Raw genomic sequence first — 25,908 nt, 5'->3', positions numbered from 1 at the left:
CGGGGCCGACGGGCCCGGGCTCAGTAGTAGACCGCGAGCGGGCCCGTCGGCCCGTCGATGACCTGCACCGGGGTGTCGAACACGCGCGAGAGCACCTCGCCGTCCATGATCCGCGCGACGGGCCCGGCCTCGACGACCTCGCCCTCCTTCATCGCGATGATGTGGTCGGCGTAGTGGGCGGCGAAGTTGATGTCGTGCAGCACCACCACGACCGTGCGGCCCAGCTCGCGGGCCGCATCGCGCAGGCGCCCCATCATCTGGACGCTGTGTCGCATATCGAGGTTGTTCAGCGGCTCGTCCAGCAGCACGTACTCGGTGTCCTGGGCCAGCACCATCGCCACGTACGCCCGCTGGCGCTGCCCGCCGGAGAGCTGGTCGAGATAGCGGTCCTCGAGGTCGTCGAGGTTCAGGAAGTCGATCGCCTCGGAGATCTTCTGCTCGTCGAGCCGGGTCAGGCGCCCCTTGGAGTAGGGGAATCGGCCGAATCCGACCAGCTGGCGCACCGTGAGCCGGGTGATGAAGTGGTTCTCCTGGCGCAGCACCGAGAGGATCTTGGCGAGGTCCTTCGAGGCGGTGGAGGCGATGTCGTAGCCCGCCACCTCGATCTGGCCCTCGTCGATGTCCAGCAGTCGCCCCACCATGGTCAGCAGCGTCGACTTGCCGGCGCCGTTCGGGCCCACCAGCGCCGTCACCCCGCCGGAGGGGATGTCGGTGGTGACCGGCCCGATCTGCACGGTCCCGGTCGCGGACCGGTACTCCTTCCGCACCTTGTCGATGGTGATCACAGGCGCCCCTTCCGCATGATGACGACGAGGAACACGGTCCCGCCGACGAGCTCGATGATGATGGAGACGACGCCCTGCGCGTAGAACACGTGGTTCATGACGAAGTAGGCGCCGGCGAGGACCACGAAGCCGGTGAGCGCCCCGAGGGGCAGCAGGCGGCGGTGGTCGTGGGTCCCGGCGAGCTGGTAGGTCAGCGTCGCGACGAGGAAGCCGAAGAAGGTCATGGGGCCGACGAGCGCGGTGGAGACCGCCATCAGCACCGAGACCAGGACGAGGGAGTAGATGGTGTGGCGGCCGTGGTCCACGCCCACGTTGATGCACACGTCCCGGCCCATCGCGATGACGTTCAGCGTGCGGGCGTTGAGCCAGATCAGCGTCGTCGCCACGATCACCAGCGGGATCGCGAAGGGCAGGTACTCGGCGCTCGCATTGGTCACCGAGCCGAACAGCCGGGCGCTGAGCACGTCGAACTCGCTGGGTGAGAGCAGGCGCTGCATGAAGGTCGAGACCGCGCCGAGCCCGCCGCCCATGATGATGCCCACCAGGAGCATGACCTGGATGTTCGCGTAGCGGCCGCGCAGCAGCCAGCCGTACAGCAGCACCGAGAGCCCCACCATCGCCGCGACCTGCGCGAGGAACTGGCCCGGCCCCTGCAGGGCGACGACGCCGGCCACGCCGAGGGTGTACACCGCGGCCGTCTGGATGACGGTGTACAGCGACTCGAAGCCCATGATCGAGGGGGTGATGATGCGGTTGTTGGTGACGGTCTGGAAGGTGATCGTGGCGACCGCCTGGCAGATCGCCACGACCGCCATCACCACCAGGGAGGTCACGCGCATCTCGGCGATCAGCCAGAAGCCGCGAGAGCCCACCGGCATGGGGTTCCCGATCGCGAGCAGCCCGAGCGCCGCGCCCGCGGCCAGGACCACGAGGACGGCCAGCACGATCCAGTAGCGGCGCTGGGAGACGGCGTCGGGGAAGGCGCCGGAGCGGGCGCGCACGCGCCGCGGGGCGGAGAGCGCGCCGAGCTCACCTGCGGCGTCGGCCGGGGCGGTGGAGAGCTCGACCGGGGCGGCCTCGTCGGCGACCGCCTCGAGGCGGCGCCCGTCGTGGGTCGTCGTGCGCTCAGCCATGTCGGCGCTGCCTCAGCAGGAGGGCGATGAACACGGCCGCGCCCACGATCCCGAGGATCAGGGAGACCGGGACCTCGAAGGGCATGATGATGGTGCGGCCGATCAGGTCGCAGATCGTGACGATCGCGATGCCGAGCAGGCACACCCAGGGCAGGTTCGAGCGCAGGTCGTCGCCGCGGATCATCGAGACCACGTTCGGGACGATCAGGCCCAGGAAGGGCAGGTTCCCGACCACCACGGTGACCACTCCGGTCGCGATCGCGACCAGTCCCGTGCCCAGCAGCACCACGCGGCGGTAGTTCACCCCGACGTTGGTGGCGATGTCCTCGCCGAGGCCCGCGACGGTCAGCCGGTCGGCGACGACGAACACGGCCACGCCCACGGCGAGCACGATCCACAGCACCTCGTAGCTGCCGCGCAGCACGGAGGTGAAGGAGCCGGCGAACCACACCCCGAGGTTCTGCAGCGCGTCGAACTGGAGGGCGACGAAGGTGGAGACGGAGCCGACGACGGCCCCGAGCATGATCCCGATGATCGGCACGATCAGGGAGCTGCGCAGCGTGACCCGGCGCAGGAACAGGAAGAACACCATCGTGCCGACGAAGGAGAAGACGATCGCCACGCCCATCTTCGTCAGCAGCCCCGCCGACGGGACCAGCACCATCACCAGGATCAGGCCGAGCCCCGCCCACTCCGTGGTGCCGGTGGTGGACGGCTCGACGAAGCGGTTCTGCGTCATCAGCTGCATGATCAGGCCCGACATCGACATCGCGGCGCCGGCGAGGACCAGCGCGATGGTGCGGGGGACGCGGGTGATGGCGAACATTTCGCCGCCGTTCTCGGCGCCGAGCACGTCGTAGACGCCGGTGAACAGGGAGACGACCAGCAGCAGCGCGACCGCGCCGATGCCGATCAGGAGCTTGCCGTCGACGAGGCGCTCGCGCCCGCGGGTGCGGGGCGGGGGCGCCTCGGAGGTGAGCTGGGGGGCGGTCATTCAGGACTCCTGGGAGGGGCGATGGGCGCAGCGGCGCACGGCCGCCGGAGGCGACGCGACGCACCGGGCCGACGGATGCTCCGACGACACGACGCACGGCGGGCGGGGCACGCAGGCCCTGCCCGCCGTGCGGCGGTCAGCGGTGACGGACGTGGCTCAGGCCTTGCCCTCGAGCGCATCGGCGAAGGTGGTGAAGAACTCCGTGTAGGTCTGGATGCCCTCGTTGGTGTAGGTGTCCGCGGGCATGTAGACGACATTGCCCTCGGCCACGGCGGTCACGCCGGCGAGCGCCTCGGAGGAGTCCAGCAGCTCGTTCGCGGGCGTGTACTCGGGGTCATCGGCCGAGACGGCCGCGTCGCGGTCCATCACCAGGATCCAGTCGGGGTTGGAGTCGGCGATCGCCTCGACGGAGATGTCATCGCCCTCGTGGTCGTCGCTGGCACCCTCGACCTCGAGCGCGGGCACCAGGCCGAGCGCCTCGAAGGCCCAGCCCAGCGTTCGCCCCTGACCGGGAGCGATGTAGCCGATCTCGCCGCCGGAGGTGTTCACGGCCATGACGGTGGAGGAGCCGTCGTAGGCGCTCTTCACGCGCTCCATCGCGGCGTCGAGGTCGGCGCCGAGGGTCTCGGCCTCGGTCTGCTTGCCGAAGATCTCGCCGAGCACGGAGACCTGACGCTTGAGCTCGTCGGCGAAGGGCTGGTCGTCCCGCGGGTCGAGCTCGAGGATGGTGGCCTCGGGCGCGTACTTCACGAAGTCGTCGTGGTACTGGGCGAAGCGCTGGCCGTTGATGATCAGGGTCGGCTCGGCGGCGACGACGGCCTCGAGGTCGGGCTCGCGGTGGTTGCCGAGGTCGACGATCGACTCGTCGTCCTTGTACCCGATGGTGGTGGGCATGAGCGCGCGGGCCGCGGCGGTGAGGGTGACGCCCCAGTCCTCGAGGGTCTCGAAGGTGCGGTTGTCCGTCGCGACCACGGAGGCCGGCGGGACCTGCACGGTCTGGGTGCCGTTGTTGTCCTCGACCTCGACGGTGTCCGCCTCGGCGCCGCCCGCGGCGGAGGCGCCGGCGCCCGTCGCGTCGTCCTCTCCGGAGCCGCCGCAGGCGGTGAGGGCCAGGCCGAGGAGGCCGGCGGCGGAGAAGGCGCCGAGGCTGCGGCGGGTGAAGGAGGTCATGGGAAGTCTTTCTCTCGGCGGGATCCAGGGGTGCGCGGCGATGTTCCGACCTGCGACAGAACTGAGGCTAGCCTCACCTGCTCGGTTAATGCCACTCGTCGCTTGCTTTATTCACCTTGTGGAGGTGTGATCGCGGCTACATTCGCTGACCTGCGGGGACCTTCGGCGCGGTGCCGATGGAAGCCGGCGAAGGCCGGCGGATGGATGACAGGGGCGGGCCGGCATCGTCGGCAGGCGGGTGGACGACTGGTGCGGGCCGGCGACCTCGGGCGGCGGGTCGCGGACATCGCGGCTGCGCTGCATCCCCTGGCGCTGCGCGTGCGTCGGGGCCGGTATGCGCGGTCGGCTGCGGGCTGAGCGCCTGCGGTGCAACGGCCCGGCGGGGAGCAGGGCATGGCAGTGAGCACGGGGCCGGCAGGGGGCGCGGGGACGGAGCGGCGGCCCGCTAGGGTGGGCCCGGTCGTCGGGGGACGGCGGCCGGGGACGAGGGGACGAACGATGAACGACCACAGGGGCGGTCAGGGACCGCAGCTGCCGGACTTCTCCGCGCCCGGCGGCGGGCAGGGCGCAGACGCGTACGACGTCGGAGGGCACGACGTCAGCGCACAGGGCGCCGGCGGCCCAGGCACCGGGGGCGCCGGCGGCTCCTCCCTGCCGGACTTCTCCGGCGGCCCCTCAGACAGCCCCGCCGAGCCGGGCGGGTCCGGTGCCGTCGGCCCGGGCGTTCCCGTCGGCCCCGGGTCGCCCGGCGGATCGGGTGGCGGCCGCGGCCCGCTGCTCGCGCTGCTGCTCGGCGGCGGCGGATGCCTGGTGGTTATCATCGCCGTGATCGCGCTGGTGCTCTCGCAGACCGTGCTGAGCGGCGGCGGGGACGAGCCGGGCGACGGGCCGACCACGAGCGCGGCGGAGCCCTCGGGCGGGACCCACCCCTCGGACTCGCCGGATCCGTCCGATGGCGGGGGCGCCTCCGACGGCGGGGGCGCGGGCGGCGCCACGGCGCCGACCGACGAGGAGCCCGAGACCGAGGCGGAGGCGTCGGGCACCGCCTGCACCATGCACGGGGACGGGGCCGGGACCGAGCAGGTCGAGGGCGAGGTGCGCGGCGGCGGCCTCGCGTTCCCACAGCCCGAGGGCTGGAAGGTCGGCACCGGCTGGGGCAACCAGAGCGCCTACGTCACCGACCAGCACCACGCCGACCAGCCCGTGGAGGCGGGCTGGTACACGCTCGCCGGCGTCGGGAAGGTCGAGTTCCCCGAGGAGGAGGGCGGCTATCCCGGCGCCGAGGAGGCCGCGCGCGCGATCTTCCTGTGCGCGCTCGAGCCCGAGCAGGGCGAGGAGCTCTACGGCGACCCGGCCATGCTGCGCGACTTCCGCTCCGAGGCGACCACGGTCGACGGGCACGACGCCTGGGTCGTCTCGGCCGACGTGGTGATCTCCGATCTGGCCCTGCTCCACTCCACCGACTCCTGGCGCCGCGTGGTGATCGTGGTGGACACCCCGGACGGTCCCGCGGCCTTCGACGGCGGCGCGGCGCTCGGCCACGACCAGCAGGTCGCGGACCTCGAAGCGATGGTCGAGGGGCTCACGGTCCTCTGAGCGGGTCCGCCCGGGGCTTCTCGGCCGGCGCGGCCGGGGCTCAGGCCTTGTCGGCCTTGGGCTTCTTCACGGACTCGCCGCCGGCGACGATCAGCGCCGCGGCGATCGCGAGCAGCCAGGTGTCCTTCGCGACGGCGGTGCCCTCCTGGGTGGGGCGCACGCCGTCCTCCTCGGTCATGCCGGGGGTGCGCAGGTACATCGAGACCAGCGAGCCGGAGAAGCCGGCGAGTGCGAGGCCCGCGACCTTCGAGGGGACGAAGGGCAGCAGCAGCGAGGTGCCCACGGCGATCTCGCCGTAGCTGAGGAACTTCGCGAACTGCTCGGGGGTGAGCTTGCCGAGCACCGGCACACCGTGGGCGGCCATGCCGCGCAGGTGCTCCGCGGTGCCCGCGTCCATGCCGAGCTTGCCGATGCCGGAGTTGAGGATGAACGCGCCGGGGACGGCGCGGAGGATAGCGGTGCTGAGGCTCATGGTGACTCCCGGTTCAGATCGTTGTACTTTCAACCACACAGTACGCGCCCCGAGGGGTGCCTGTCGAGAGGGTACGGCGAGGACGCGTCCCACGCGATGGTCGACGGGGCCTGCGCGGACTCGGACAGCCGAGATGCGTCCACCGCTCGACGTGCCGCGGCCGACCGACCGGCAGACCGTTCTCAGACCCGGGCGAGGATCTCGCCGTGCAGCAGGCTGAACCACCCGTCGGGATCCTCCGACCAGGCGCGGAAGGCCGCGGCGATCTCCTCCCGCTCGGCGGCGTCGGCCCAGCCCTCGCGCTCGAGCTGGTCGGCGAAGGGCGCGGAGGTGATCCGGCCCGACCAGGTGTCCGCCCAGGCCGCACGGCTCTCGGGCGTGGCGTGCAGCCAGGTGGAGCTGCCGGGGACGACGTCCGCCAGCCCTGCCTCGTGCGCCCAGGCCAGCAGGCGCCGGCCGGCGTCGGGGGTGCCGCCGTTGGCGCGGGCGGCGCGGAGGTAGAGCGCGAGCCAGCGGTCGAAGGCGGGCGTCTCCGGCCACCAGCGGAAGCCCTCGTAGTCGCTGTCCCGCACCGCGATCAGCCCGTCGGGGCGCGCGACGCGCCGCATCTCAGCGAGGACCTGCACCGGGTCGTGGACGTGCTGGAGCACCTGGTGGGCGTGGACCACGTCCACGCTGCCGTCCTCGAGCGGCAGGGCGTGCGCATCGCCGACCAGCACCCGGACCTGCTCGAGCCCCTGACGGGCGAGCTCGGCACGGGTGAGCGCCGCGGACTCCTCCGCCACCTCGAGCGCCGTGACGTTCTCCGGGCCGACGATCCGGGCGAGGTCCGCGGTGATCGTGCCGGCGCCGCTGCCCACGTCCAGCAGGCGCTGCCCGGGGCGCAGATGCGGCAGGAGGTGCGCGGCGGAGTTCGCGGCGGTGCGGGCGCGGTGGCTGCCGAGCACCGCGTCGCCGTAGCCGTGGGTGTACGGGGTCGGATCGCTCATGGGCCGACGGTACGTCCACCGCGGCGGCCGGTCCTCGCCCGGTCGCCTGGCGGAACGGGCTCAGAGGGGCGGGGCGCCGCCGGCGGCGAGGTGCTGCAGCAGCTCGACGACCTCCTGGCTGCGCTGCTGCTCGGTGACCTTCATCGTCAGGTCCCTGCCGTCTCGCACATGGACGCGGAGCCGGCCGGAGAGCAGCCACTCCTCGCGCTCGGCCCCCGTGATCGATGCGGCTGGCGCCTCCTCGAGCACGGTCCAGCCGCGCAGGCGGTCCATGACGTGAAGGACCCGCTGGTCGGTGACGATCAGCAGCGGGAAGGTGTCCGAGCGCTGGGCGCCCACCGCGACCTCGTACACCGTCTCCTCGGGGCAGAGGACCTGCTCGGGCAGGGTCAGGTCCGACGCCCGGAAGCGCAGGCTCTGGTTGCGGCGCATCGCGCGGCGGTAGGTGGTCTCAGCCCTGCTCGCGCCGGGCCGGCCGGCGACCGTCTCCGCCATCTCGGCGTCGGCGTCCTCGCCGTGCCGGGCGCGGATCTGCTCCTGCAGAGCGGCGGCGTCCCGCAGTCGATCGATTCCCTTCCCCATGCCCTCGAGACTACTGACCACGAGCGCTGCGCACGAGGCGCGAGTCGCCTCAGAGAGGCGGCGCTCCCGCGGCGGCGAGGTGCTGCAGCAGGGCGGCGACCTCGGCGGAGCGGGTCCGCTCGTTGACCCGGAAGGAGATGTCCCGGCCCTGATGGAGCCGCACCCGGATCCGGCCCGACAGCAGACGGGTCTCGAGCTCGGCCCCGGCGATCTGGGCGGCGGGCACCTCGCGCTGGATCTTCCAGCGCCTCCAGGGCAGGTCCTTCGTCACGAGCACCCGGCGGTCGGTGACGATCAGCAGCGGGAAGGTGTCATCGCTCTGCCCTCCGACGGCGACGTCGTACACGGTCTCCTCGGGGTCGAGGATCCGCTCGGGCAGGTCGATGTCGTGCAGGCCCCCGCCGATGCCGGCATTGCGTGCCATCGCCGCACGGTAGGTCTGTGCGCTGCGCGTCGGCCCTGCCTGCGCCCACCGCTCGGCGAGGGCGTCGACGAGGTCGTCGCCGTGCTCGGCCTTCAGCTGTCGCCGCAGCTCGGCGGCCTGCTCCAGGCTCTCGCGTCGTCCTCGCACCATGGCGCCACCCTAGCGGCGTCGGCCGTGCGGGCGGCCCGTCGGCCCCTGCACGGCCCCCCGGTCAGCCCGCCGTCGCGCTCCGCCGCTCCCGTGCGTAACGGCCGAGGACCAGTGCGAGCCCGACGACCACGCCGATCGCGGTCTCCAGAACGCGGGCCTCGAGCATCGGGCCGGCGGGCTGGGGGTGGCCCAGCTGCACCATCAGCAGCGCGAGCGGCGTGATGAACAGCAGCGCGATCGAGTAGTTGCGCAGGATGAACATCTCGGCGAGGAACTGCAGCAGCACCACCCAGACCACCAGCTGCCAGGGCTCGACCGGGAAGGACAGCAGGAACGCGGTCACGCCCACGCCGAGGATCGTGCCGACGAGGCGGTGGACGCCCTTCTCGATCCGCGCCCCGTGGCCGGGCGAGGCCAGCGGTGCGACGGCCGCGACCTGGGCCCAGTACGGGAAGGGCAGCCCGGAGGCGAGACCCATCCCGCCCGCGACCAGGGCGGCGACGAAGTAGCGGGTGAACTCGGCGCCGAGCTCGGCGCGGGTGACGTCCTCGTGGTCGCGGCCCAGCACCACGTCCGGATGCCGCTCCCCCGCCCAGTGGCCCAGCAGCCCCAGCAGCACGCACAGGGCGACCACGGAGGCCGCGATCAGCCCCGCGAGCCAGAACGGAGCGGCGGGCGGCGCGGAGGCGACCGCCGCGGTCGCGAAGACGGGGAAGATCGCCCCACCCGGCTTCAGCCCGTGCGAGGTCACGAAGATCGCCGAGCCGCCGGCGACCAGCGCGCCGACGAGGATCACGATCCAGGAGGAGAGCGTCTCGGGCATCCTCGGCGCGAGCTGCGCGACGGCCGCGCCGATCGTCACGCAGACGGTGAGCATGGCGCCGGCCAGCAGCTGGCGACGGAAACGCGCCCGGGTCGGCTCGTAGCGGGAGTAGATGCCGGTGAACGCACCGAAGCCCACGTACATCGCGAACTCGATGCGGTCTGTCAGCAGCAGCACCGCCAGCGGGATCGCCAGGCCCACCGCGATGCGGAAGGCGGGGATGTGGTCGACGCGGGCGGGGGCGATGGCGAGCAGACGTCGGGCTTGCGCGAGGGGGGACGGGGTCCGGGGCACGCGGCTCCTTCCAGGAGGGGGCGCGACCGCGGTCGGGGCGCACGAGGAGGAGGCACGACCGGGGTCGTCGTCGAACGGGGACCCGGCCGGGGCGGGGCAGCGGCGGATCGCGCGCGCCGGGGCAGGGGAGGTCGGGGCCAGGCTATCCCCGCCCGTCGTCGGCCGCCATGGTGCGCGAGACATCCTGCGGGGCTGTGACGTGGGAGACTCTGCCCATGTCCACCTCCCCCGCCGCGCCCGAGGGCGCCCGCACCGCCCCGCTCGTCGAGACCACCGGCATCGAGATCATCGCCGAGTCGGAGCGCACCGCCCGGCCGCGCGACCTGTTCTGGCCGTGGTTCGCCGCGAACGTGTCCGTGTTCGGGATGAGCTACGGCTCCTACCTGCTCGGCTTCGGGATCAGCTTCTGGCAGGCGACGATCGTCGCGGTCCTCGGCATCGTCATCAGCTTCGCGCTGTGCGGGCTGGTCGCGATCGCGGGCAAGCGCGGCTCCGCGCCGACGATGGTGCTCTCCCGCGCCGCCTTCGGCGTGCACGGCCAGAAGGTGCCGGGCATCATCTCGTGGCTGACCTCGATCGGCTGGGAGACCTCGCTGGCGATCTCCGCGGTGCTCGCCACCGCCACCGTCTTCGAGATCCTCGGGATCGGGGCGGGCAGCGCCGTCACCGTCATCGCGGCGCTCGCGATCGCGGCCCTGATCGTCGGCGCCTCCGTGCTCGGCTATCACACGATCATGAAGCTGCAGTCGATCCTGACCTGGGCGACCGGCGCGATGACGATCCTCTTCATGATCCTCACGATCCCCCACATCGACCTCGCCGCGGTGATGAGCGCCCCGTCGGGCCCGCCGCAGGCGATGATCGGCGCGCTGGTGATGGTGATGACCGGCTTCGGCCTGGGCTGGATCAACATCTCCGCGGACTGGTCGCGCTACCAGAAGCGCACCGCGTCCGACGGGTCCATCATCCTGTGGAACACGATCGGCGGCGCGGCCGCCCCGGTGGTGCTGGTGATCTTCGGCCTGCTCCTGGCCGGCTCCGACCCCACGCTGAACACGGCCATCGAGTCCGACCCGATCGGCGCGCTGATCACGATCCTGCCGCTGTGGGCGCTGGTGCCCTTCTGGATCGTGGCGGTGCTGACCCTGGTCTCCGGCGCGGTGCTCGGCATCTACTCCTCGGGTCTGACCCTGATCAGCCTCGGCATCCGGATCCCCCGCCCGGCCGCCGCCGCGGTCGACGGGGTGATCCTCACGGCCGGCACGATCTGGGTGGCGTTCTTCGCGCAGAACTTCATCGGCCCCTTCCAGAGCTTCCTGATCACCCTCGGCGTCCCGATCGCGGCCTGGGCCGGGATCCTCATCGCCGACGTGCTCTCCCGCCGCGCCGACTACGACGAGCAGGCCCTGTTCGATCCGAAGGGCCGCTACGGCTCGGTCGACTGGATCTCCGTGGGCACCATGGTCGTCGCCTCCGTGATCGGCTGGGGCCTGGTGGTGAACTCCTTCGCGGAGGCCGCGCCGTGGAACAACTGGCAGGGCTACCTGCTCGAGCCGCTGGGCCTGGGCACCTTCGTCGAGGACCCGGCCGGCGCCTATTGGGACGGGAACTGGGCCTACGCGAACATCGGCGTCCTCTTCGCGCTCGTGTTCGGCTTCGCGGTGACCTGGTTCGCGCGCCGCTCGCGGATCCGCGCGCAGGAGCGGACGGCGTGAACGCTCCGCGCCTGCTGATCGTCGACCCGCAGCGGATCTTCGCCGATCCCGGATCGGACTGGGCCTCCCCGTTCTGGGGCGAGGCCTGGGAGCGGATCCGCGAGCTCGCCGCGCGCGTCGGCCCCGAGCGCACGCTGGTCAGCCGCTGGCTCCCGACGGCGGACCGCACCACCTCCTGGGGCGAGTACTTCCGTGCCTGGCCCTTCGCGGACGTGCCCGCCACGGATCCGCTGTACGACCTGGTCGACGGCGCGGCGGAGCTCACCGCCCATCCCACGATCGACGAGCCGACCTTCGGCAAGTGGGGGCCGCAGCTGCGCGCGAGCCTCGGCGAGGCGGCGACGGGTGCGCCGCTGCTGATCGCCGGGGTCTCGACCGACTGCTGCGTGATCGCGACCGTGCTCGCCGCCGCCGACGCGGGCGCGCACCTGACGGTGGTGACCGACGCCTGCGCCGCCTCGGACGAGGCGAACGGGGCGGCGGCCCTGCACACGATGAGCCTGTTCGGACCGCAGGTCACGCTCGCCGGCACCGCCGAGGTCCTCGCGGGCGCCGAAGAGCCGCGCTGATCGACGGCCCCGCGACCGACTCTCCACGCAGCGGCACCGCCCTCACGCCGTGACCCGCCCGGCGGCGTGGCACCCGAGGCGCACGCGCCGAGACCGGGACAGGGAAACCGCTGGCCATGGCGAGGCCCGCCTCCGTAGTCTGCGCTCATGCACCGCCGCGCCCCCGCCCTTCCCCGCACCGCACTGCTCACCGGCGTCGGCCGACGTCGCGGGATCGGCGCCGCGATCGCGCGCGGCCTCGCCGAGGACGGCTACGACCTCGCGCTCTCCTTCCACGGCGAGTACGACCGGCGCGTGCTCGGCGAGGACGCCGACGTCGAGCTGCTGGCCGAGGAGCTGCGCGGCCTGGGCCGGCGGGTCGTGCTGCTGCCCGGCGATCTCGCCGATCCCGCCGTTCCGGAGCGTCTCGTCCACGAGGCCCGCGAGGCGCTCGGCCCGCTCGGCGCCCTGGTGATGAGCCACTGCGAGTCGGTGGACTCCTCGATCCTGGACACGACGGTGGAGAGCTTCGACCGGCACTACGCGGTCAACGTGCGGGCGAGCTGGCTGCTGCTCCGCGCCTTCGCCGAGCAGGTGCCCGTCGCGACCGACCCGCCCGGCGGAGCTGCATCCCCGAACGGAGCTGCGTCTCCGGGCGGCGCGGTGATCGCCCTGACCAGCGACCACACCGCCCACAACCTGCCCTACGGGGCGACGAAGGGCGCGCTGGATCGCCTGGTGCTGGCCGGCGCCCACGAGCTCGCCGACCGCGGCATCCGCGCCAACGTGATCAACCCCGGCCCGATCGACACCGGCTGGATGGACGACGAGGTCCGTGCCGCCTGCGCGGCGCAGACGCCCGGCGGGGAGCTCGGCGCGCCGGGCACCGTCGCGGACCTGGTGCGCTTCCTGCTGTCCCCGCAGGGCGGGTGGATCCGCGGTCAGCTGCTGCTGTCCAACGGTGGCTTCGCGACGCCCGCGGTCTGAGCGTCGCCGGCGCCGCCCCCGCCCTGCACCGGCACCGCCCCGCAGCGCCAGCAGGGCAACGTCGCGTCCTGCGCCCCCGCCCCCTCTGGAACGGCCCCGCACTCCGGGCACAGCTGCCCGAGCCAGCAGGCGTCGTCCCCCGCCGCCACCTCGGTCACCGGCACGATCCGGTCCGCGGCGCGTCCCTCGTCCCTCATCCCTCCCCCTCGAGCACGCCGACCGTGCGCCACGCCTCCGCGACGGCCGCGCGCTCGGCCGAGTCCGCGCCGTGGCGGGCCTCGGCGGCGGCGAGCGTCGCGGCGGCGAAGGACGCGAAGTCCGCGTCCCGGGGCAGACCACCGCGGGTGAGCGCGTCGTACCAGAGCAGCCCCGCCCCTTCCTCGGTCCGCCCGCCGATCCCGGTCGCGGCCAGGTAGAACGCCCGGTTGGGGATGCCGGAGTTGATGTGCACCCCGCCGTTGTCGTTCTCGGCGTCGTGCGGGAGGTCGGCGTAGTGCGCCATCGAGTCCGGCTGCGGGTCCTTCCCGAGCACCGGGTCGTCGTAGGCGGTGCCGGGCGCCTTCATCGAGCGCAGCGCCACCCCGTGCACGGCGTCGGTGAACAGGCCTGCGCCGATCAGCCAGTCCGCCTCCTCGGCTCTCTGGCCCCGCTGGTGCTGCGCGGTCATCGCGCCGAAGCAGTCCGCGATCGACTCGTGCAGCGCCCCGGGCTGGGCGAGGTAGATCAGGCCCGCGGTGTGCTGGACGACGCCGTGGGTGAGCTCGTGGCCGATCACGTCCACCGCGCCGGTGAACGAGGTGAAGTAGACCCCGTCGCCGTCGCCGAAGACCATCTGCTCGCCGTCCCAGTAGGCGTTGGCGAAGTCCTGGCCGTAGTGGACGCTCGCCACCAGCTCCATCCCCGCGCCGTCGAGCGAGTCGCGGCCGAACGCCCGCGCGTACAGCTCCCAGGTCGCGCCGAGCCCGTCATAGGCCTCGTCGGCCGACGGATCCCCGGTGAGGTCCGCGCCCTCGACGCGCACGAGCCGGCCGGGCAGCGCGGTGCCGCCCGCGGCGTCGTGGATGCTGCGGCGCGGGCCGAGCCCCGTCTCCGGCGCGGCCGACGTCGCCGCTCCCGGAGCGGTCGACGGCATCGCACCCGCCGCGGACGCGCGTCCGCCCGGCGCCGAAGAGCGGGCGGCGGAGTCCGGGCGAGGGAGCCGCTGCGCGACGTACGGCGGCAGCAGGCCCGCCGGGGCGCTCGGAGCGTCCGGCGAGGACTGCGGCCGCATGCCCGTCGGGGCGTCCGTCCGTCCGGTCCGAGCGGCTCGCACCTCCCTGGTCGCGGTCGTGCGGGCGCCGAGGGCGAGGGTCCGTCGCGCCGCGTCCGCGCTCGGCCCCGTCGGCCCGTCGGCGATCCTGCGCAGCAGGTGCGGGGGCACGATCCCGTGCACGGGTCCCGGGACCGGGATGCGTGCCGTCGACCGCGGCAGGAGGCGCTCCGCCCCCTGCCGAGGCGGGGGCGGGAGAGGGTCCTGCGGGGCCGGGCTCATGCCCCCATCCTCGCCCTGCACCCCGACGAAGGGAAGCGCCCCCGAGGTGCAGGACCTTCGGGGGCGCAGTGCGGGAGCGGTGCCCGGGGGTGCCTGAGCAGCGCCCGTCGGGCGGCGGCGCGGGGGGCGAGCCGCCCCGGCGGGATCACTTCGAGGTGATCTCCTCGTCCTCCTTCTTCCGGGCGACCACGAGCGAGGCGATGATCGCCACGCCCATCGCGACCACGATGAAGCTCAGCGAGAGCCAGATCGGCACCTCGGGAATCTTCTGCAGGGTGGAGAAGCCGGGGATGAAGCCCAGCGGCGCCTCGTGGATCGCGTGGATCAGCAGCTTCACGCCGATGAAGCCGAGGATCGCGGCGATGCCGTAGTGCAGGTAGGCCAGGCGGTCCAGCATGCCGCCGAGCAGGAAGTACAGCTGGCGCAGGCCCATCAGCGCGAAGATGTTCGCGGTGAACACCAGGAACGGGTTGCGGGTCACGCCGAAGATCGCGGGGATCGAGTCCAGCGCGAACATGACGTCGGTGATGCCGAGGGTGATGAACACCAGCAGCATCGGGGTGAACACCTTCTTGCCGTCCACGACGGTGCGGATCTTGTTGCCGTCGTACTCCTCGGAGACCGGGATGACCCGGCGCACCAGGCGCATGATCGGCGACTCCGCGTCGTCGTCCTCGTCGCCGAAGGCCTGCTTCCAGGCCGTGTACAGCAGGAACAGGCCGAAGAGGTAGAAGACGCCGACGAAGTGCTCGATGATCACGGAGCCGGCGAGGATGAACAGGCCGCGCGCGATGAGCGCGATGATGATGCCCACCATCAGCGCTTCCTGCTGGTACTTACGCGGGACCCCGAACTTCGCCATGATCAGGATGAAGACGAAGAGGTTGTCGATGCTCAGCGAGTACTCGAGCAGCCAGCCGGTGAGGAACTCCGAGGACGGCTTCGAGCCGCCCACGAAGAAGAGCACCACCGCGAAGACGAGCGCGAGGCCGACGTAGAAGCCGATCCAGCCTGCGCACTCCTTCATCGAGGGGAGGTGGGGCCGCTTGATCACGAGCAGGAGGTCGGCGAGCAGGATCGCGCAGAGCACGACCAGCGCGACGATCTCGAAGCCGAGGTGCAGTTCTCCCATGGGACTTCTTTCAGGGGGCGCCGGAGGCAGGGATCCGGGCGGTGGGCGGGGAAAGGGCGGCCGTCCCCGGCTCCCATGGGGGCCGGAGGGCGTGCCTCAGGCTACCGCTCCGCCGCCTGCTGCGACCGCTCAGGCCGGGGTGAAGATCGTCATCGCAGGTCGCCGACGACGCCCTCCACTGCGGCGAGCAGCGTCCCGTCGGCCAGACGCGCCTCCGCCTCGGCGATGTCGGGGGCGAGGAAGCGGTCCGGGCCGGGCCCGTCGACACTCTCCCGCAGCACCGCGATCGCGGCGGCGCAGCCGGCCGACGGGCTCAGCGGCGCCCGCAGGTCGATCGCGCGGGCGGCGGTGAGCAGCTCGATCGCGAGGACCCGGCGGAGGTTCTCGACGGAGGTGCGGAGCTTGCGGGCGGCGTGCCAGCCCATCGAGACGTGATCCTCCTGCATCGCGGAGGAGGGGATCGAGTCCACGCTCGCCGGCACCGCCAGGCGCTTCATCTCGGAGACGAGGCCGGCCTGGGTGTACTGGGCGATCATGAAGCCGGAGTCCACGCCGGGGTCGTCCGCGAGGAAGGGCGGCAGGCCGTGGGAGCGGGACTTGTCGAGCATCCGGTCGGTGCGGCGCTCCGCGATCGAGGCGAGGTCCGCGGAGACGACGGCGAGGAAGTCCAGCACGTACGCGACCGGGGCGCCGTGGAAGTTGCCGTTGGAGGTGACGGTGCCGTCCTCGAGCACGACGGGGTTGTCGATCGCAGAGGCGAGCTCGCGCTCGGCGACGGTGCGGGCGTGCTCGATCGTGTCCCGCACGCCGCCCGCGACCTGCGGGGCGCAGCGCAGCGAGTAGGCGTCCTGCACGCGAGAGCCCTCGGCGGCGACGTCGGCGATGATCCCGGAGCCCTCGAGCAGGGCGAGGATGTTCGCGGCCGACGCCTCCTGGCCCGGGTGGGGGCGCAGCGGGGCGTGCAGCTCGGGGTGGAAGACCGTGTCGCGGCCGCGCAGGGCCTGCACGGACAGGGCCGTGGTGACGTCGGCGGCGCGCACCAGCTCGTCGAGGTCGGCCAGGGCCATCAGCAGCATGCCGAGCATGCCGTCGGTGCCGTTGATGAGGGCCAGGCCCTCCTTCTCCTCGAGCAGCACCGGCTCGATCCCCGCCTCGGCGAGCAGCTCGGGCACGGGCCGCTCCACGCCGTCGCGATCGCGGGCGCGCCCCTCCCCCATCAGCACGATCGCGCAGTGGGAGAGCGGGGCGAGGTCGCCGGAGCAGCCGAGCGAGCCGTACTCGTGGACGATCGGGGTGATACCGGCGTTCAGCAGCGCGAGCATCGTCTCGACGACGACGGGGCGCACGCCGGTGCGGCCCGAGGCGAGGGTGCGGGCGCGCAGCAGCATCAGGGCGCGCGCCACCTCGGTCTCGACCTCGGGGCCGGCGCCTGCGGCGTGGGAGCGGATCAGGGAGCGCTGCAGGGCGTGGCGCATCGAGGGCGGGATGGACGTGTCGGCCAGCGCCCCGAAGCCGGTGGAGACGCCGTAGACGGGGGTCTCGCCCGCGGCGAGCGCGTCGATGTGGGCGCGGACGGAGGCGACCTGCTCGCGGGCGGCGGGGTCGAGCTCGACGCGGGCCCCGCGGCGGGCGACGGCGAGCACATCGGCGGCCGTGATCCCCTCGGCGCAGAGGGTGACGACGGGGGCGGAGCCGGTGCTGGTGGTCATGAGGGTCCTTTCGGGGCGCGAGCGGCGCGGGTGGGGGAGGTCGGAAGGGCGGGCAGGGTCGGGAGAGCGTCTGCGGCGCGGAGGGGCGGGCGGGCTACAGCAGCAGGTGCGCGAGCGGGGCGGCGATCAGGATCGTCAGCACCACGCGCACGAACCACAGCACCACCAGCTGGCCGACGTTCACGGGGATGCGGGTGGCCAGGACCGAGGGGACCAGCGCCGAGAAGAACACAATCTGGGAGACGGCGGTGACGCCGACGGTGAAGCGCAGCACCTCGGACTCGTGCCCGGCGACCACGGTGGCGGGCAGGAACATCTCCGCGATGCCGACGGAGACGGCCTTCCCGGCCAGCGCCGGGTCCGGCAGCTGCACGAGCCAGGCGAAGGGCACGAACAGCCAGCCCAGCAGGTCGAACACCGGGGTGTAGGTGGCCAGCAGCAGCCCGGCGAGCCCGACGGAGAGGATCGAGGGGACGATCGCGGCGGCCATCAGCACGCCGTCCTTGAAGGTGTCCCAGGTGCCGCGGATCAGGCCGGGCGCCCCGTCCAGGGCGCGCATAGCCTCGTCCCAGGCATGGCGCAGCCGGTTCCCGGTGGAGACCGGCTCCGCCTGGTGCTCCACGCCCTCGAAGGTCACGTCCGGCACGCGGCTGAGCGGCGGGATCCGCACCGTGATCGCGGTGACTGCGAAGGTCACCACCAGGGTGAGGAAGAAGTACAGGGTCCAGTGGTGCATGATCTCGAGCGTGCTCGCGACGATGACCATGAAGGTCGCCGAGACGGTCGAGAAGCCGGTGGCGATGATCGCGGCCTCGCGGCCGGTGTAGCGGCCCTCGCGGTAGACCCGGTCGGTGATCAGCAGGGCCAGGGAGTAGGAGCCGACGAAGGAGGCGACGGCGTCGACCGCGGCGCGGCCGGGCACCTTCCACAGCGGGCGCATGATCGGCTGGACCAGCACGCCGATGAACTCCATCAGCCCGTAGTTGATCAGCAGGGCGAGGAACACGGCGCCGACGGGCACGATGAGGCCGACGGGGATGCCGAGCTTCTCCCACAGGAACGGGCCGATGTCGGGGTTGCCGAGCGGTCCCGGGTAGTAGCCGAGCGCCGCGCAGACCGCGACGACCAGGCCGATCACGTTCGCGACCGCGAAGACGGTGCGCAGCGCGCCGCGGCGCCAGGAGCCGGTGACGAAGGGCCGCACGGTGCCCAGCAGCACCAGCGCCACCACCACCCACGGCACGGCCGGGCCCAGCACCCAGCGCACGAAGGTGAGGGCGTGGTCGACGAGGATCGTGGACTTCCCGCCGATCTCGACGGACACGAAGAACATCACCAGGCCGATGGCGCTGTAGACGAAGAAGCGCCAGCGGTGCGGTGGGACGGGCCGCTCGGTGCCGTCGGCGGCGGTGACGGAGCGGGCGCGCGCGGCGGCGGAGCGGTCGAAGGGCTGGTGGTCGAGGTCGCGGCGGGGGCCGCTTGCTGCGTCGGACGTCGTCATCATCGAGATCGTCCTTTCGGGAGGAGGGGCGGTGAGGCGGCGGGGCGGGGCCGGGTCAGGTGATCCGCCGGCCGCGGCGGCGCACCTGGTGGGTCAGCGGCATGCCGGGGCGGTAGGCGAGGTGGATCGCGGCAGGGGCGTCGAGCACGTGCAGGTCGGCGCGGGCGCCGATCCCGAGGTGACCGACGTCGCTGCGGCGCAGGGCGAGGGCCCCGCCGCGGGTCGCGGCGCGCACGGCCTCGGCGAGGGAGAGGTGCATCTGCAGCACGGCGGTCGCGACGCAGAAGCTCATGGAGCTGGTGTAGCTGGTGCCGGGGTTGCAGTTCGAGGCGATCGCGAGGGCGGCGCCGGCGTCGAGCAGCTCCCGGGCCGGGGCGAGCGGGGCGCGGGTGGAGAGGTCGCAGGCGGGCAGCACGGTCGCGACCGTCGGCCCCGTGTCGACGGCGAGGAGGCCGGAGACGCGGCCCGCGGCCCTCTCCGCGCCGGCTCCGTCGGCCGACGGCGCCGCGGCGTCCGCGGGCGCCACGGGCCGGGCGGCGGTCGCGGCGAGCACTTCGATGTCGGCCGGCGAGAGGTGGTTGAGGTGGTCGACGCTGGCGGCGCCGAGCTCGGCGGCGAGCGCGACCCCGCCGCTGCGGCCCAGCTGGTTGCCGTGGACGCGCAGGCCGAGGCCCGCTGCGGCGCCGGCGCGCAGCACCCGCTCGGACTGGGCGGGGTCGAAGGCTCCCTCCTCGCAGAACACGTCGATCCAGCGCACGTGCGGCGCGACCGCCTCGAGCATCTCCCCCGCGACGAGGTCGACGTACGCCTCCGCCCCGGGCCGGCCGTCCCGGCCGTCGTACTCGGAGGGCACCAGGTGCGCGCCGAGGAAGGTGACCTCGTCGAGCTCCCCCGCCTCGGCGAGCGCGGCCAGCAGCCGGGCGGCCCGGGCCTCGTCGGCGACGGTGAGCCCGTAGCCGGTCTTGGTCTCCAGCGTGGTGGTGCCGCCGGCGGCGGCCTCCGCGAGCCGGGCCCGGACGAGGGTGCGCAGGCGCTCGTCGGATGCCTCCCGGGTCGCCGAGGTGCTCACGCCGATGCCGCCTGCGGCATAGGCGTGCCCCGCCATCCGGGCCTCGAACTCGGCGGCGCGGTCGCCGTCGAAGACGAGGTGGGAGTGGGAGTCGACCCAGCCGGGAAGCACGGCCCGTCCTCCCAGGTCCTCGCTCTCGTCGGCCGACGGGGCCTGCGAGGCGGGGCCGGTCCAGGCCACGCGGCCGTCCTCGATCACGAGGGCGGCCTCGCGCAGCACCTGCTCCTCGGTGACCTGCCCGGGGCGGGCGGGGTCGTCGAGGGCGGGGTCGAGGGTCCAGAGCTCGGAGATGCCGGTGAGCAGGGTCGAGGTCATGGCGTGCCTCCTCAGTCCCGGCGCACCGGGGTCATCGGGATCCGGACCCCGCGCTCGTGGGCGACCTGGTCGGCGCGGGAGTAGCCGGCGTCGACGTGGCGGATCACGCCCATGGCGGGGTCGTTGGTGAGCAGGCGCTCGAGCTTGCGGCGGGCGAGCTCGGTGCCGTCGGCGACGCCGACCTGGCCGGCGTGGATCGAGCGGCCGATGCCGACGCCGCCGCCGTGGTGGATCGAGACCCAGGTGGCACCGGAGCTGGTGGCGGTCAGTGCGTTCAGCAGCGGCCAGTCGGCGATCGCGTCGGAGCCGTCGAGCATCGACTCGGTCTCCCGGTAGGGGGAGGCGACGGAGCCGGAGTCGAGATGGTCGCGGCCGATGACGATCGGGGCCTTGACCTTCCCGTCGCGCACGAGGTCGTTGAAGAGCATCCCGGCCTTGTGCCGCTCGCCGTATCCCAGCCAGCAGATGCGGGCGGGCAGGCCCTCGAACTCGACGAACTCGTCGGCGGCGTCGAGCCAGCGGTGCAGGTGCTCGTTCTCGGGGAACAGCTCCTTCAGCGCAGCGTCGGTGACCTTGATGTCCTCGGGGTCGCCGGACAGCGCCACCCAGCGGAACGGGCCGAGGCCCTCGCAGAACAGGGGTCGGATGTAGGCGGGGACGAAGCCGGGGAACTCGAAGGCGCGATCGTAGCCGGCGTGTCGCGCCTCGTCGCGGATGGAGTTGCCGTAGTCGAACACCTCGGCGCCCTCGTCCTGGAACTCGACCATGGCCTGGACCTGGCGGGCCATCGCCTCGCGGGCCTTCTTGGTGAAGCCCTCCTCGTCGGCGGCGGCCTCGCGCTGCCAGTCCTCGACGGCGACCTCGGTGGGCAGGTAGCTCAGCGGGTCATGGGCGGAGGTCTGGTCGGTGACCACGTCGATCTGCAGGTCGCCGGCCCGGTGCCGCTCGAGCAGGGCGGGGAAGACGTCGGCCGCGTTGCCGACGATGCCGATGGACAGCCCCCGCTTCTCGGCCTTTGCCGCATTGGCGCGGGCGATCGCGTCGTCGAGGTCATCGGCGATCTCGTGGCAGTAGCGCTTGGCGACGCGGCGCTCGAGGCGCGTGCGGTCCACGTCCACGATCAGGCAGACGCCGTCGTTGAGGGTGACGGCCAGCGGCTGCGCGCCGCCCATGCCGCCGCAGCCGCCGGTCAGAGTGATGGTGCCGGCCAGCGTGCCGCCGAAGCGCTTCCGGGCCACGGCCGCGAAGGTCTCGAAGGTGCCCTGGAGGATGCCCTGGGTGGCGATGTAGATCCAGGACCCGGCGGTCATCTGGCCGTACATCATCAGGCCCTCGGCCTCGAGCCGGCGGAACTCGGGCCAGGTCGCCCAGTCGCCGACGAGGTTGGAGTTCGCCAGCAGCACGCGCGGCGCCCACTCGTTGGTGCGCAGCACGCCGACGGGCTTGCCGGACTGGACCAGCAGGGTCTCGTCGTCCTCGAGGTCCTTGAGGGTGTCGACGATCGCGTCGAAGGCCTCCCAGGAGCGGGCGGCGCGGCCGGTGCCGCCGTAGACGACGAGGTCGTCGGGCCGCTCGGCGACCTCCGGGTCGAGGTTGTTCATGAGCATGCGCAGCGGCGCCTCGGTCTGCCAGGACCTGGCGGTGAGGTCGGTGCCGCGGTCGGCGCGGACGGGACGGGCTCCGGGGAGGGACATCTTCGGCTCCTGGGTCGAGGGCGGTGCGCCACGAGGGCGGGACTGCTCGGGGCCCCCTCAGGACACCACCACCCCGGCCAGCGGTCGAGAGGCGCAGAGGGAGTCCCGTCCGGTATACCGGACGTCGCGGGTCTGTTCCTCGGCCCCGGGCCGCCGTGGACCGGGATCGCTGCCGAGGCGCCCGGTCACCTGCCGGTCAGGGGAGCCCGCGTCATCTCCGCCCGCCCGCCGAGGCGGCGGGTGATCTCCTCCGCGCCGCTGCGCACGGCGGCGCCGAAGCGCTCGCGCTCCTGGGGGCCGACGCGGGACTCGACGAAGGTCAGCGCCACGGCGGCGGCGGGCCAGCTCGCGTGGTCGCGCACCACGGCGGCGACCGAGCCCATCTCGTCGCTGACCTCGCCGGACTCGCTCGCGATGCCCTCGGCGCGCACGGTCGTCAGCAGCTCCCGCAGCTGCTTCGGAGTGGCGGGCGCGGGGGCGTCGGTGCGGGCGGAGAAGTCGGCGGCGGTGCCGTAGAGGGCGCGCAGTTGCGCGGAGGGCAGGTGGGCGAGCAGCGCGCGGCCGCTCGCGGTGAGATGCGCGGGGATCCGCACGCCGACGTCGGTGACGAGGCTGGGCCGGTTCCGGGCGCGCTCCTCGACCACGTAGAGCACGTCGCGGCCATGCAGGACCGCGAGGTGGCCGCTCTCCCCCACCGCGTCGACCATCTGCTCGACGACGCGCCGGCCGATCCGGGCCAGCGGCTCCTGACGCACGTACGCGCCGGAGAGCTCATGGGCCGACGGGCCCAGCCCATACAGCCGCTCCTGGTCCAGGTGGAGGACGTATCCGTGCTCGACGAGGGTGGCGAGCAGGTCGTAGGTGCGCGAGCGGGGCAGGTCCAGCTCCTCGGCGATCCGTGCGGCGGCGACGGGGGCGCGGCGCGAGGCGAGGAAGGTCAGCAGACGCAGCGTCGCGTCGGCCGCCGGGACTTTCGGGGTGGGCATGGCCGAAGCATGCCACCGACGGGACCGCGGATCACCGGGACGGGGCCGGAGGACGCCGAGCCGGGGCCGGAGGTCACCGCTCCGGGGTCGGCTCCGCGCCGCCCGTCCCGTCGGCCGACTGCCCACCCGACCGCTTCCGGCGCTGGGCCTCCCGTTCTGCGGCGACCAGCTCCCAGGTGCGCACGAGCCGCGGCAGGGTGATGATCACGAGACCCCCGGCAATGTTCAGCGGGATCACCCACGCGCACCAGACCAGCCACTGGAGGTAGGTGGTCTCGGCACCGGCGTGCATCGCCGCGAAGATCACCGCGGAGCTCAGCGCGCCGTGGAACATGCCCAGCCCCACCACGAGCAGTCCGGAGATGAAGGAGTTGGCGAGGGTGGCGATGCCCTCGCTGGAGCCCTGGCTCATTCGTGTCACGAGCGTGATGGTGAACCCGGCGAGGATCGCGAGGCTCGCCGTCTCGAGGGTGAGCCCGGGCTCCATGTACTGCGTGGTCGACTCCAGCAGCACGTCCTCGAAGCGAGGGAACGCCGCGACGACCAGCCAGGCCAGCGCCCAGCCGCCGGCGAGGTTGGTCACCAGCGTCACGGCCCACAGCCGCAACAGCTGCCACCAGGTGCCGTGCCCGGCCACGATGGCGTTGATCGGGACCAGGAACTCCTCGGTGAACAGCTCCGAGTGCGCCAGCCGCAGCGCGTACAGCCCCACGCCGAAGGCGAGTCCGCCCAGCAGCTTCGAGCCGGTCGCGTCCATCACCGCGAGCATCGCCAGCAGGCCCAGCCCGACGTCGATGCCGCCGAAGAGCCCCGTGACCGCGAGCGCTCGCCAGGTGCGGTTCAACCGGTTCGCGCCCTCGGTGACGGTGTTCTCGAACTCCTGGACGAGCGCGTCCTCGACCGCGTCGTCGCTCGCGCCGAGACGTCGGCGCTCCTCGGCCTCGCCGTGGGGGTCCTCGCGCGGCGGATCCGAGCGCGGCGACTTGTCGGCCTGTGGGGCGGTGCCTGCCATCGTGCCTCCTCGTGGTGGGGTCCCGGCCCGTCGTGACGCCGCATTCGGCGCTCCGGCCAGGGGGAACGCGGTCGACGAGCCGTGCTGCACGCGGTGTCCGGTGGGCCGGACGGCTGTGCCGCCGCGGCCGGGGACGGTCACGCGCACGATGCCATGATGGAGCGAACCTACCCCTTGGAGAGCCGACGAGGAGCCCTCGATGACGACCTCTTCCACCCCCGCGTCCCTGTGGACGGGCCGACACGACGGCGACGGCCCGGAGCATGCCCGCTGGCATCAGGCGGTGCAGGTCGGGGAGACGGGAACGGCCGACGGCGCGGCGGGTGCGGCGGGCGCAGCGCCGGGAGCGCCCGGCGCCGGCTCCCCGGACCCGGCCGCAGACCATGTGGCCCTGCTCGGATTCCGCTCCGACGAGGGCGTGCGGCGCAACCGCGGTCGCGTCGGCGCGGTCGACGGTCCCGCGGCCCTGCGCCGCGCGCTCGCCCCGCTCGCCCTGCACGGGCCGCTCGCGCACGGCGAGGTCCAGCTGCACGACCTCGGCGATGCGGAGACCGTCGGCGAGGGCCTCGAGGCAGGGCAGGCCGCGGCCGCGGCCCTGACCGCCCACGGCCTGGACCGGGCCGGATCACGCCTGACCGTGGTGCTCGGCGGCGGGCACGAGACCGCCTGGTCCTCGTATCTGGGACTGATGGGCTCCGGCTTCGGCCCGCGGGCCGGGCAGCGCTGGGGCGTGCTGAACCTCGATGCGCACTTCGACCTGCGCAGCGAGCCGCGCCCCACCTCCGGCACGCCCTTCGCGCAGATGGCCGAGGCGGAGCACGCCGCAGGCCGGGAGCTGCGCTATGCGGTGCTCGGGATCGCGGAGCCCTCGAACACCGGCGCGCTGTTCGAGAGGGCGCGGGAGCTGGGCGTCACCTGGTGGACCGACGAGCAGTGCCTCGCCGCCGGCGCCGAGGGGATCACCCGCTTCGTGGAGCAGTTCGCCGCGGAGCTCGACGTCCTCTATCTGACGATCGACCTGGACGTGCTCCCGGCCGCGGTCGCGCCGGGCGTCTCGGCGCCGGCCGCGCACGGGGTGCCGCTGCCGCTGATCGCCGCGGCCGTCCGCACCGCGGCGGGCTCGGGGAAGCTGGCGCTGCTGGACGTGGTGGAGCTGAACCCGTCCCTCGACATCGACTCCCGCACGGCGCGCACGGCCGCGCGGCTCATCGACGACGCGGTGCGCACGGTGACCGGCGCGAGCGCCTGACCTCCCCGACGCTCCGCGGGTCGGCGCGACGGGCGGCCGCGGCGCGCCGCGTCGGTCCTGCGCTCAGCGCAGCCGCACGAAGGAGCGCAGGCCGGGGTCGTGATCGTGGGCCTCCACGAAGCCGAGCGCCTCGTAGAACGTGCGCTGACCCGGTTCCGCGTCGGTGAGCAGCACCTGCTGACGCACCGTGTCGAAGGGGGCCAGGGCCTCCTCGACGAGGCGGCGCCCGATGCCCCGGCCCTGCGCCTCGGGGCGCACCAGCACGTCCTGCAGATAGGCGATGACGGCGCCGTCGCCGACCACGCGGGCGAGGCCGAGCAGCACCCCGTCCCGTCGGGCGGTGACGACGTGCCGGCTGCCGGCGAGCGCCTGCTCGAGGATCGCCGGCTCCTGCGTGTAGGCGCCCCAGCCCACGGCGTCGTACAGGGCCAGTGCCTCGGCGAGCGCCGGCACCCCGGCACTGACCTCCACGTCGGCCTCGCTCACTCCCCGGTCCTCCCGTCGATCGCCTCGCGCAGGAGGTCGAGGTGGCCGGCGTGCCGGGCGTACTCGTCGATCAGGTGCGTGAGGATCCAGCGGAGGTTCAGCTCGCGACGTCCGAGGAGCCCGCGCACGGGAGCGTCGAGATCGGTCCAGCCCGCCTGCGCGTCGCGGGCCGCGGCGACCCGCTCCCGGTAGACGGCGACGTCGGCGAGCGCGGTCTCCGGGGTGCCGTCCAGCAGGTCGCCGTCGGGGTTCTCCGGCGTGCAGTACGGGTCGGGACGCTCCTCGCCGAGCAGCACCTCCCCCAGCCAGTACTCCTCGACGACGCCGAGGTGGCGCACGACGCCCAGCGGGCTGAGGGTCGAGGGCGGCACGGAGCGGCGGCACAGCTGCTCGGCGTCCAGCCCCTCGATCTTCTGCAGCACGGTCGCGCGATGGAACTCGAGCCAGGCGTCGAGGGACTCGCGCTCGGCGGCGAGGAGGGGCGGCTCGATGCGGGCGTCGGCGGGGGTGTCCGTCATGGGCGCACCCTCTCACGGCGCCCCGTCGGACGACGCGCCTGACG

Annotated in this window: 24 protein-coding genes; 5 read left to right on the top strand and 19 right to left on the bottom strand. The window is 73.4% G+C overall.

The window, feature by feature from the left end; all coding sequences use genetic code 11:
• Positions 1 to 20 precede the first annotated feature (20 nt).
• The 4 genes from RBL05_RS10995 to RBL05_RS10980 all read right to left on the bottom strand — a co-directional run bounded on the left by RBL05_RS10995 (position 21) and on the right by RBL05_RS10980 (position 4,082).
• Positions 21 to 785 carry an ABC transporter ATP-binding protein gene (locus tag RBL05_RS10995; protein ID WP_270408626.1) on the bottom strand — a complete coding sequence of 255 codons (765 nt, stop codon included), beginning with the start codon at positions 783 to 785 and terminating at the stop codon, positions 21 to 23.
• Positions 782 to 1,918 (bottom strand): iron chelate uptake ABC transporter family permease subunit, encoded by a 1,137-nt coding sequence (locus RBL05_RS10990; protein WP_308739450.1) that lies wholly within the window; start codon positions 1,916 to 1,918, stop codon positions 782 to 784. Before RBL05_RS10990 ends, RBL05_RS10995 begins: the two co-directional genes overlap by 4 nt.
• Entirely contained in the window at positions 1,911 to 2,912 is a 1,002-nt protein-coding gene (locus RBL05_RS10985; protein ID WP_308739451.1) for an ABC transporter permease, read from the bottom strand. Before RBL05_RS10985 ends, RBL05_RS10990 begins: the two co-directional genes overlap by 8 nt.
• Positions 2,913 to 3,068: 156 nt before the next feature.
• On the bottom strand, positions 3,069 to 4,082 hold the full coding sequence (locus RBL05_RS10980) for a siderophore ABC transporter substrate-binding protein (RefSeq protein WP_308739452.1): 1,014 nt from the start codon (positions 4,080 to 4,082) through the stop codon (positions 3,069 to 3,071).
• Positions 4,083 to 4,580: 498 nt separating this feature from the next.
• Between RBL05_RS10980 and RBL05_RS10975 the strand changes: the two genes are divergently transcribed.
• Positions 4,581 to 5,678 carry a hypothetical protein gene (locus RBL05_RS10975; protein ID WP_308739453.1) on the top strand — a complete coding sequence of 366 codons (1,098 nt, stop codon included), beginning with the start codon at positions 4,581 to 4,583 and terminating at the stop codon, positions 5,676 to 5,678.
• A 40-nt stretch (positions 5,679 to 5,718) separates the two neighbouring features.
• Here RBL05_RS10975 and RBL05_RS10970 read toward each other — a convergent pair whose 3' ends face one another.
• The 5 genes from RBL05_RS10970 to RBL05_RS10950 all read right to left on the bottom strand — a co-directional run bounded on the left by RBL05_RS10970 (position 5,719) and on the right by RBL05_RS10950 (position 9,412).
• The gene (locus RBL05_RS10970; protein ID WP_308739454.1) at positions 5,719 to 6,150 is read right to left on the bottom strand and encodes a hypothetical protein; all 432 of its coding nucleotides are present in this window, start codon (positions 6,148 to 6,150) and stop codon (positions 5,719 to 5,721) included.
• 182 nt (positions 6,151 to 6,332) lie between these two features.
• Positions 6,333 to 7,139, bottom strand: a complete 807-nt coding sequence (locus tag RBL05_RS10965; RefSeq protein ID WP_308739455.1) for a methyltransferase domain-containing protein — start codon at positions 7,137 to 7,139, stop codon at positions 6,333 to 6,335.
• Positions 7,140 to 7,199: 60 nt separating this feature from the next.
• Positions 7,200 to 7,721, bottom strand: coding sequence for a PH domain-containing protein (locus RBL05_RS10960; RefSeq protein ID WP_308739456.1), 522 nt, complete (start codon positions 7,719 to 7,721; stop codon positions 7,200 to 7,202).
• A 49-nt stretch (positions 7,722 to 7,770) separates the two neighbouring features.
• Positions 7,771 to 8,295 carry a PH domain-containing protein gene (locus RBL05_RS10955; RefSeq protein ID WP_308739457.1) on the bottom strand — a complete coding sequence of 175 codons (525 nt, stop codon included), beginning with the start codon at positions 8,293 to 8,295 and terminating at the stop codon, positions 7,771 to 7,773.
• Positions 8,296 to 8,356: 61 nt separating this feature from the next.
• Positions 8,357 to 9,412 (bottom strand): FUSC family protein, encoded by a 1,056-nt coding sequence (locus RBL05_RS10950; RefSeq protein WP_308739458.1) that lies wholly within the window; start codon positions 9,410 to 9,412, stop codon positions 8,357 to 8,359.
• A 215-nt stretch (positions 9,413 to 9,627) separates the two neighbouring features.
• On the opposite strand from RBL05_RS10950, the gene RBL05_RS10945 reads away from it, so the two are divergent.
• The 3 genes from RBL05_RS10945 (at position 9,628) to RBL05_RS10935 (ending at position 12,662) form a co-directional block, all read left to right on the top strand.
• The gene (locus RBL05_RS10945; RefSeq protein WP_308739459.1) at positions 9,628 to 11,127 is read left to right on the top strand and encodes a purine-cytosine permease family protein; all 1,500 of its coding nucleotides are present in this window, start codon (positions 9,628 to 9,630) and stop codon (positions 11,125 to 11,127) included.
• Positions 11,124 to 11,696: a cysteine hydrolase family protein gene (locus RBL05_RS10940; protein ID WP_308739460.1), complete on the top strand. Its 573-nt coding sequence runs from the start codon at positions 11,124 to 11,126 to the stop codon at positions 11,694 to 11,696. The genes RBL05_RS10945 and RBL05_RS10940 overlap by 4 nt, the downstream gene beginning before the upstream one ends.
• A gap of 147 nt (positions 11,697 to 11,843) precedes the next feature.
• The gene (locus tag RBL05_RS10935) at positions 11,844 to 12,662 is read left to right on the top strand and encodes an SDR family oxidoreductase (protein ID WP_308739461.1); all 819 of its coding nucleotides are present in this window, start codon (positions 11,844 to 11,846) and stop codon (positions 12,660 to 12,662) included.
• A gap of 193 nt (positions 12,663 to 12,855) precedes the next feature.
• Here the strand turns inward: RBL05_RS10935 and RBL05_RS10930 are convergent, their stop codons facing one another.
• From RBL05_RS10930 to RBL05_RS10895, 8 genes are all read right to left on the bottom strand, one after another.
• Entirely contained in the window at positions 12,856 to 13,794 is a 939-nt protein-coding gene (locus tag RBL05_RS10930; RefSeq protein ID WP_308739462.1) for a M4 family metallopeptidase, read from the bottom strand.
• 544 nt (positions 13,795 to 14,338) lie between these two features.
• A complete protein-coding gene (locus RBL05_RS10925; protein ID WP_308739463.1) occupies positions 14,339 to 15,325 on the bottom strand; it encodes a TerC family protein in 987 nt (328 codons plus the stop codon).
• A 149-nt stretch (positions 15,326 to 15,474) separates the two neighbouring features.
• Positions 15,475 to 17,034 (bottom strand): histidine ammonia-lyase, encoded by a 1,560-nt coding sequence (gene hutH / locus RBL05_RS10920; protein WP_308739464.1) that lies wholly within the window; start codon positions 17,032 to 17,034, stop codon positions 15,475 to 15,477.
• 94 nt (positions 17,035 to 17,128) lie between these two features.
• A complete protein-coding gene (locus RBL05_RS10915; protein WP_308739465.1) occupies positions 17,129 to 18,538 on the bottom strand; it encodes a YjiH family protein in 1,410 nt (469 codons plus the stop codon).
• 52 nt (positions 18,539 to 18,590) lie between these two features.
• Positions 18,591 to 19,919 (bottom strand): amidohydrolase family protein, encoded by a 1,329-nt coding sequence (locus RBL05_RS10910; protein ID WP_308739466.1) that lies wholly within the window; start codon positions 19,917 to 19,919, stop codon positions 18,591 to 18,593.
• A gap of 11 nt (positions 19,920 to 19,930) precedes the next feature.
• Positions 19,931 to 21,613 carry a urocanate hydratase gene (hutU, locus tag RBL05_RS10905; RefSeq protein ID WP_308739467.1) on the bottom strand — a complete coding sequence of 561 codons (1,683 nt, stop codon included), beginning with the start codon at positions 21,611 to 21,613 and terminating at the stop codon, positions 19,931 to 19,933.
• A gap of 185 nt (positions 21,614 to 21,798) precedes the next feature.
• The gene (locus tag RBL05_RS10900) at positions 21,799 to 22,599 is read right to left on the bottom strand and encodes an IclR family transcriptional regulator (protein ID WP_308739468.1); all 801 of its coding nucleotides are present in this window, start codon (positions 22,597 to 22,599) and stop codon (positions 21,799 to 21,801) included.
• Positions 22,600 to 22,672: 73 nt separating this feature from the next.
• Positions 22,673 to 23,611, bottom strand: a complete 939-nt coding sequence (locus RBL05_RS10895; RefSeq protein WP_308739469.1) for a formate/nitrite transporter family protein — start codon at positions 23,609 to 23,611, stop codon at positions 22,673 to 22,675.
• 199 nt (positions 23,612 to 23,810) lie between these two features.
• Here RBL05_RS10895 and hutG point away from each other — a divergent pair, with 199 nt between their 5' ends.
• On the top strand, positions 23,811 to 24,860 hold the full coding sequence (hutG, locus tag RBL05_RS10890) for a formimidoylglutamase (protein ID WP_308739470.1): 1,050 nt from the start codon (positions 23,811 to 23,813) through the stop codon (positions 24,858 to 24,860).
• Between the two features lie 63 nt (positions 24,861 to 24,923).
• On the opposite strand, the gene RBL05_RS10885 is transcribed toward hutG, so the two are convergent.
• The gene (locus RBL05_RS10885) at positions 24,924 to 25,346 is read right to left on the bottom strand and encodes a GNAT family N-acetyltransferase (RefSeq protein WP_263311173.1); all 423 of its coding nucleotides are present in this window, start codon (positions 25,344 to 25,346) and stop codon (positions 24,924 to 24,926) included.
• On the bottom strand, positions 25,343 to 25,864 hold the full coding sequence (locus RBL05_RS10880; RefSeq protein WP_308739471.1) for a DinB family protein: 522 nt from the start codon (positions 25,862 to 25,864) through the stop codon (positions 25,343 to 25,345). Before RBL05_RS10880 ends, RBL05_RS10885 begins: the two co-directional genes overlap by 4 nt.
• Between the last annotated feature and the right edge of the window lie 44 nt (positions 25,865 to 25,908).

The organism is Brachybacterium sp. GU-2, assembly GCF_030866705.2.
GTDB lineage: Bacteria > Actinomycetota > Actinomycetes > Actinomycetales > Dermabacteraceae > Brachybacterium > Brachybacterium conglomeratum.
Note: the sequence above shows the minus strand (reverse complement) of the source record. Positions and strands in the feature narration are given on the sequence as shown.